At 35.1% G+C, this 8,102-nt stretch carries 8 protein-coding genes; all 8 read right to left on the minus strand.

Going from position 1 to position 8,102, the window contains the following annotated elements:
* Window positions 1–231: 231 nt before the first annotated feature.
* From EKM61_RS10495 to EKM61_RS10530, 8 genes are read right to left on the minus strand one after another with little or no spacing between them, the layout of a single operon-like run.
* On the minus strand, window positions 232–1,095 hold the full coding sequence (locus EKM61_RS10495; RefSeq protein WP_068222221.1) for an alpha/beta hydrolase: 864 nt from the start codon (window positions 1,093–1,095) through the stop codon (window positions 232–234).
* A 2-nt stretch (window positions 1,096–1,097) separates the two neighbouring features.
* On the minus strand, window positions 1,098–2,366 hold the full coding sequence (locus EKM61_RS10500; RefSeq protein ID WP_068222218.1) for a PTS transporter subunit EIIC: 1,269 nt from the start codon (window positions 2,364–2,366) through the stop codon (window positions 1,098–1,100).
* A gap of 21 nt (window positions 2,367–2,387) precedes the next feature.
* A complete protein-coding gene (locus EKM61_RS10505; protein ID WP_068222215.1) occupies window positions 2,388–3,569 on the minus strand; it encodes a serine hydrolase domain-containing protein in 1,182 nt (393 codons plus the stop codon).
* 15 nt (window positions 3,570–3,584) lie between these two features.
* Entirely contained in the window at window positions 3,585–4,841 is a 1,257-nt protein-coding gene (gene dltD, locus EKM61_RS10510; RefSeq protein WP_068279748.1) for a D-alanyl-lipoteichoic acid biosynthesis protein DltD, read from the minus strand.
* Window positions 4,838–5,071, minus strand: coding sequence for a D-alanine--poly(phosphoribitol) ligase subunit DltC (dltC, locus tag EKM61_RS10515; protein ID WP_068222209.1), 234 nt, complete (start codon window positions 5,069–5,071; stop codon window positions 4,838–4,840). Before dltC ends, dltD begins: the two co-directional genes overlap by 4 nt.
* 26 nt (window positions 5,072–5,097) lie before the next feature.
* A complete protein-coding gene (gene dltB / locus EKM61_RS10520; RefSeq protein ID WP_068222205.1) occupies window positions 5,098–6,315 on the minus strand; it encodes a D-alanyl-lipoteichoic acid biosynthesis protein DltB in 1,218 nt (405 codons plus the stop codon).
* Window positions 6,308–7,819: a D-alanine--poly(phosphoribitol) ligase subunit DltA gene (gene dltA / locus EKM61_RS10525; protein WP_068222202.1), complete on the minus strand. Its 1,512-nt coding sequence runs from the start codon at window positions 7,817–7,819 to the stop codon at window positions 6,308–6,310. Before dltA ends, dltB begins: the two co-directional genes overlap by 8 nt.
* A 30-nt stretch (window positions 7,820–7,849) precedes the next feature.
* Entirely contained in the window at window positions 7,850–7,996 is a 147-nt protein-coding gene (locus EKM61_RS10530) for a teichoic acid D-Ala incorporation-associated protein DltX (RefSeq protein ID WP_068222200.1), read from the minus strand.
* Between the last annotated feature and the right edge of the window lie 106 nt (window positions 7,997–8,102).

Raw genomic sequence — 8,102 nt, forward strand, 5'->3', positions numbered from 1 at the left:
TTCAAGACACTTTAGAATCAATGTTTTAGTTCAAAGGTGAGAGGCTTTTTCATTTACACATAAAATTTGACACTCTCAAATTTATCTCACATCTTTGCAATAGATATAAAGAATTCCCCTATAGTTGACAAACTCACATTATTTCATTTGTCAACTATAGGGGAATTATATCAGCCACAGATATAACCTAATCTCTAATTATTTACAATCTAAGCAGTTAAAACAATTCTCCTAATAATTTGGCACCTGTAGTTGCGGCCGATTTTGCTGTTGATCAGCCTTGGGTATATTTTCCCGTAACAGATATTGGCCCATTACATTAACAATTTGTTTATTTTCTGGCAAGTCAGAATGATTAGTATTCGCACCCGTCACGATAATTTCGGTATAATTTGCTACTTGATTTTGAAAAATATACTTGCCACTATCAACACTTATTAAGGGAACAATTCCATCTCCTTTATAATTTTCAGTTCCTGCAATTGAATAGACTCTCATTTTTTTTGACAGTCTATTCCTATGTGCAATCAAGTCTTTCAACATTGGCGTTTTTTTGGACGTCTTTTTTTCTAAATTAAATGGTGTTGCAATTGTCATTAATCGATCAATTTTATTATTTTTCGGTAAATATTTTTCCAAAAAGAACGTCAAAACTAATCCACCATTGGAGTGCCCCATTCCAGAAAAATGATTAAAATGATACATCCTGGCTAATTTTTGGTAAGCAATGCTAAACCACTTGGCCTGTCGTTTGATATTAGCATAGCCATCGTGATTATCCTGAAAGCCTACCACAATAAATGGCCGTTTATCTCTAGGCTTTAAATGACCGCTGAATTTTAATTGACCATTAGTTTGTACGGTAACCTTTAAAAGACTGCGTTTTAAGCTACGTTTATTTAACAATATTACAAGAGAATCAAATCGATTTTGATTTGCTGAACTCCCTGGCACTAGGAAAATGGGATCCATCGGTGATTGAAAATGAGTTTGCGGTAAATCAATTGATTTCTTCTGCCATTGATATCCTGATACGCCAATAATCATTGTAAATAATACAAGCAATAATCCGTACCAAAAATTTTTTTCTTTCATACTCAATCGCCAACTTTACTAGTTAGGTTATATTTATCATTTAGCCTCACAAAAGGTAAATAAATACCCGTTGCAATGCCCAAATTGAGTATTCCAACCAATAATGCTACCCAATTACCGCCAGTTGCTAAAAATCCCTTCAAGAATCCAGGTGTTGTCAGTGGGACTGGATAAACAGCTGCTGGCATCAAATGTAGGCTAAAAAATAGCCAAGCAACTAGACACGCTACGATTGGTGTAATGACCAACGGAATTACTAGTAACGGATTAAATAAAACCGGCATACCAATCAATAAGGGTGAATTCAAATTAAAGAAAGTGGGTAAGAAGCTTACTTTAGCCATGTACTGTAAGCGGTGATTATGCGATCGCAATAATAGCGCAATTAACAAGGCCAACATCATTCCGCCGCCACCGACAAAAGCATAAGTGTCGTATATGGCATGTAAATTAACTGGATACGGAATATTTTCTAAATGATGGTGCTGCAATGCATAATTCAAATTTTGTACCGAGAATATTGCATCATTGTGTCCATCAGCCAAATTGAGCGGCCCGGAAATCCCAATAATCATTAATAAATTACTAATTAAAACAATAACTAGTAACAGAAAAATATTTGTACCCCAATTGGCAGTTAACTGTGTAAATATCGTACTTGGCATTTCCGTAAAACCGTTGGCTACATTTGCATAAAATACCGCTGCTATGCTGGCAACAATTAACGTAAAAACAAGTATTGCTAACAGTTGATGCCTAACAAAGCGTCCTAACAACCAACTCACAAAAAGACCGATTATAATTGCTTCAAAGATACCGTGAAGTGTTACACCACTATAATTTAACGTTAAATTCAACGTACCATGCTTAGTTTCACCCGTGAATAGCGATTGATTATTGCACACCCATAAAAATGTCCCACTGATCATTCCGGCTAACCATTCATTTTGATGTTTTAATTTGGCGGCATTAGCGGCCACTAAAAAGGCAATCCAAATCACTACCAAATTATTAATTAAAATATCCAAGCTAGAAAAGAAATTACTAAATGAAACATAATTTGGCAACCACCTACTAACATGATAAAGCTGATTAAAAAAGCCGTTTGGAATAAAAATTGTTTTGTCAACTAAAGCAATGAATGTCCCTAATGTAACAACTGGAAAGGCGGTCATTAATGACCTTATAGTTACTTGGTACAATCTACGTTTACTAAGATTATTGCTAAAATTAACCAAATTATTTTCTAATTTCTGTTTAAAATATACCAAATTAACCTCCTGAAATAAATTTCAAACCTGTTTTTCAACTGTATTTGAAAAGAAATCAGACTCCTTGTATTTAGCCATAAAACGCGTATTAATTAACAATTGATCAAAGCTTTTTGCTAAACTTCTTACCTTAAACAGTGGTTCTTGATAATTACTTAGTAAGATAATTGCATTTTTTCCATTTGGACTAATGTGAATTGAAGATTCAAAACCATATCCGGCACCGTTAGTTAATTTGACGCGCCCTTGTGTATAAAAACCCGCCTCATATTTAGTATTTGATCCGCCTTGGTAGAGCTGATGTAAAGATTGTGCCGAAACTATTTTTCCTGCCAAAATTGCACTTTCAACACGATAAAGATCACCAACACTCATATAAACCTGACCAGTCCCCAGTTCATCATGTTCTAGGGCCGCATCATTACCACTAGGCTTAGTATAAATTAACACTTCCGGAATATCGTTTTTTCCATAATAACCACTTGCTAATGAAATACAATTTGGTAAATCATAGGCAAACGCCGTATGTTTCAAGCGTAATTTTTTAATGATCTGTCCATAAAATAGTTGTTGGTAACTTTGGTGTGTAATCTTTTCTAAAATACCAGATAGAAAATTAAAATTAACCGCCTGGTAATCCCATCTGCCATTCATCTCATTGTGATAGCGCACTCGCGAAATATCACTCTGAATAATCTCTGAATCAGATTTAACAGCATTCGGTCCAACAGAACCTTGCATAGACAGTCCAGAAGTCATATTTAACATCTGACGAATTGTAATATTTCGACTACCAGGAATACCTGGATAAAACATACTTAATCGATCTGATAATGTTAGCCTATGTTTCTCCACTTGCTGCATTATCAGAACAGCAGTAATAGATTTTTGGATAGAATCAATTTCGTACATGGTGTTTTTATAATTTTTAATGCCATTCTTAGCGTCAGAATAACCGGAGTAATAACTGGCTACTTTTTTCCCATTCTTATACATTTCGGCAGAACCAATATAATTTTCGTGGGTTAATGTTTGCACTAATTTATTCTGAGCCTTTGAATCAACTTCACTACTGACCAAACCTACTTTTCTTGCCTTCACATTTTGCCAATGCGCATTAACAGTACCCCTAAATAAAAGTGTGCCAATCAAAACAGCCACGACAGTGAAGAATATTTTGGCTAGCCGAGATCGATTTAACAAGGCCAACAGCCCCTTTTATTCATTTTTTACAGTATTTTGCCAGTTTTTAGAAAAAAATCTATTTTGAATTATATAATTCGGCTGTGGTTGTTTATTCGTCAAAAATGGATTAACTGTTTGATCAACCTTTAACCAACCACGCCAGCCTAAGTGAATTGTGTCTTCCATAAAGTACTTTTCGTTACCATAATCAGATAGGTCCAACACGTTATTAAATCCTTGTTGCCTTAATTGATATTCGATTTTCTGATCTGTTTGCCGAATCATAGGTATAGATAAACCAGTGTAATCAGCCCAACGAGCATTGATAGGCGGAATAATGAATTGTACGTTAACGTGCCATTTAGCAAACTGATTTAGCACAAGTTCAAAATCGCTATATTCTGGTGACCGACGATAATCCAACTTAGTTTGCGAATCTTTTAGGTCTTTGATTCGATTACCACTCAATCGTGTTTTATAAAATGTATTTTTAATGCCTAGTTTGTTGTTGGTTGTTTCACGACGTCCAACTTTTACCGCTAAATGATTTAGTTTGCTAATCGAATAATGTGCGGGCAAACTTTTTTCACCTTTTTGAACCTTAGCTAAATTATTATTCAATTGGAAACGCGAAAATAAAGAATCTTCATTTAATAAAATTGTCTCTTTAAATTTTAAAAACATTTTTTGAAATTCAGAAACAGGTTTGCCATGTTCAACATTTTCAAGTGCCGCCTCACCAATTTCGCTAGAACGACCTGATGGCATTTCAAGTAATCGTTTGGCCGCATATCGATCAGCAGTATCATTTTTAGCATTGATAATCCAATCAATTGTTTGCAATGGTGAATAGTAAAAACCAAAAGCATCGGGACGCTGCCCTTCCTTTGTAAACCACTGTGGTGAAATAATAAAAATTACTTTTTTACCTTTTAATTGCGTTCCTAAATTTTGCATTGTAAAATAATGCGTTAATGATTGCGATCCAGCGTTACCTAACAAAAACGGTCGATAAGAACGATGGTATTTTGCGGCCAATACTGATGGATGAAATTCGTCTAGCCTAGACAACTCTGAGGAACCAAAAAAGGGAACGTAACCATTTTCTAACGCCTGCTGTTTAATTTTGCGTCCCCGAAAAACTTTCGGAGATAATGAAACTGCCGCCTTTTTTTCTGTCTGTGAATTAAAATGTCCAAATCCAATTGGTAAAGATAATAGTAGAATCAGTAACCCAGCGGCAATTATCACAGGCCCAAATATCAACCATAATTTACCTTTTGTCTTCATTTCATTGATTCCACCTTCGCAATGATTTTATTAGGTGTATCCCACTCACTGCGATCAAATTCAGATACCGGTACATCAATGCCAAACCTTTCTTGTAATTCTAATAATAGTTCTACTGTTGCCATAGAATCGATCATTCCTGAATCAAATAAATTTTCGTCTAAATTACCGCTAACATCTGATCCTGTTAAATCTTTTAAAATATCTACTACTGTTTGTTTTGTATCCATATTAATTACCCCTTATTTTATAGAATTTAGCGTGCTGAAAACCAAAGTGTATTTAAAAAACCGGAAAAAATTAAAAAGCTAAAACAAACAACGTTAAACGTTATAAAAATTGCAATTCCCTCTGTTAATCGATTATGTGGTAACTGCCGGTGCTTCTTCTTAAATCCTAACCAATAATCATTAATAATGATGGCCCCAGCGTGAAAGAGTCCATAAACGATATAATACCAAGTCACGCCGTGCCAGAAGCCCATAATCAAGAAATTGGCTAAATAGGCTACTTGTGGAATTCGCTTACGATTTTTAATCAAACGATGTTTCATAATAAAAAATGTCAAACGCATGAAAATAAAATCACGGAACCAAAAGGACAAAGTCATGTGCCAACGATTCCAAAAATCTTTAATATTATGTGCTTTAAATGGTTGATTAAAATTCATTGGTGTCTCAATTCCCATTAAATAGCTCGCAGCAACTGCGAATAGACTGTAACCAGCAAAATCAAAAAATAGATACATGCTGTAAGTGTACATATAACCAACTAGTGCTAGAGAAATCCCAGTGTGAAAAAACGCTTCTCGATGCATAATTGCAATATGTGCAATCTTAGGAAGCATCATTGTCCCAAATAAGTAACTCAATATAAATTTATATAGAAAACCTAAGAAAATATAGTGAACTGCTTTGTCCAACATTTGGAGGTAATGTTTACGATCTGGTATCTGTATATAATCATGCTGGAAACGCCGATACCGATCGATTGGCCCAGAGGAGATAGTTGGAAAAAATAGTAAAAATCGCGCAAACATAATTGGATCAAACTTTTTAATCGTTCCGTCCCGCATTTCCATAACCATCTGCACTGATTTAAACGTCAAATAGCTAATCCCTAAAAAGCCAATTAAAGACTGGCGACCCACCTGAATTGCTGGTGTGATTTTAACAATTACAAGAGGAATAATACTTAGTATCACTGTGCAAACAAATACCCACGTTTGATTGGCACGTCTTTTATACACAGCATAACCGCCAACAACTATAAACTGATAAACAATATATCCGATTAGCGCCAATCCCTGTTGCCACTTTGAACCACCAAAAATTAGAAGTAAGAAAATCGCGGAAATGATTGTTTGGTAAACAACGAATCGCTTACCAAAATATAAACCAATCATTAGTGGTAATAATCCCACTAATAAATAAACAAAATACATCGGATTGCCATACGGTTGTAAATTAATCATTTGAGTTAGCCTCTTTAATCATGGCCTTGATATCGACTTTACCATTGATCGTTAATGGCAAAGAGGAACGGTACTCAAATCGCTGTGGAATCATGTACGCCATCATTTCTTGCCGCAGTTGCTGTTTTAAGGCCTTTGTCACTTCAAATGCAGGTCTGCTAGTATTATTTTGTAAAACGACATAGGCGTTCAGCGCCGTAACTTTATGCTGTCGATTATATTTAGGCACTGCCACTGCTGATTTTATCAATTCTTGTTGATTTAAATAATGATTAACTTCCTCTAGCTCAATTCGATAACCGTTTAATTTAATTTGAAAGTCGATTCTGCCTTTGTAAAATACTAAACCAGTTGCGTCAACCGTTCCCAAATCACCAGTATGATAGAATTGTTGACTTTCCCCCAAAAAGACTTGTTTAGTTTTTTGAGGAGAATTCAGATAACCTTTTGAAACACTTGGACCACTAATAATAATCTCACCAGCCTGATTTTGCGCATTCAGGTTATCAAGTTTGATAGTAGTATCTTGTTTGGCATATCCAATTGGCAACCGTTGGTATTTATCAAGTATTGCATTAGTAATTTCAATTGCAGTGACGGCAACGGTTGTCTCCGTCGGCCCGTAAGTGTTAAAAATTAGAGCATCTGGAAAGCGCTGCTTTAACCTAACTGCAGTTTGATGGGTTAATTCTTCACCACAAAATAGAAAATGAGATAATTCGGGGTATTTACTTTGTTTGAAACTTGGTTCGAGCAAACAAATATCAATTAACGATGGTGTAGACACCCAGACATTTAATGCAAGCTTAGGCAACGTCTCGAATAACGATTTAAAGTTGTCAGTTACCTCCTTGGGTAGTACCTGCAACGTTCCCCCCATGACCAACGTGGGATACAAATCCATCACTGATAGATCAAATGAATATGGTGCTTGAGATAAGATCACTGGCCTTTCAGGAACATTAAAATCACTGACTAACCAATTAACAAAACTCAATAAATTCCGATGGCTAATTTGAACACCTTTTGGTTTACCTGTGGTTCCAGAAGTGAAAATAATATAGAAATTTTCATTATTTTTTACTGAATGGGTCAACGGATACTGGTTAGATTGTCGGAAAATCGCTTCTAACTTTGCTATCTCAATCGTCTTAACTGCCTGCAATTTCACCGGCAAGGGTTGGATAGCGATCACTAACTCTGGTTGGGCAATATTCTGAATCATTGTAAGCCGATCCTTAGGTGAATGTTGATCAACTGGAATATAGGCATGCCCGGATTTGACACACCCTAAAAATGCCACAATCATTGAAAATGTTTGATCACCATAAACCATAATTGGTGATCCACTGGTCAAATTCAACCCATCAATATAACCAGCCAATGCATCCGAATAGTTTTTTAGTTCACGATAAGTATTAGTTTTGCCTAAATAATCATATGCAATTGCGGTTGGCGTTTTTTGAGCAATCTCATCAATTGCCTTAATAATATCCATTGTCATAGCTCTCTCATCTCCCAAAAAACATGTTATTTAAAATTCATTGTAGATAAACTTGCTATTGTTAATACCGCTATAACCATATAAATAAACTAAAACTAACAATATCAAAAAATAAAAAATGGTTTGTAAAATAAATTTAACCCACGGCTTAGTCACTATTATTTTCAAACGTGCCATTTAAACTTCATCCCTTTTTATCTTTAAAATACGCGTGGTGCTAGTTTGTAATAATACAAAAAAATTAACAAAAAAGTCCAACACAGTTAGACTCATAAGTGACTAA

The sequence above is a fragment of the Loigolactobacillus backii genome (assembly GCF_003946275.1).
GTDB classification, from domain to species: domain Bacteria; phylum Bacillota; class Bacilli; order Lactobacillales; family Lactobacillaceae; genus Loigolactobacillus; species Loigolactobacillus backii.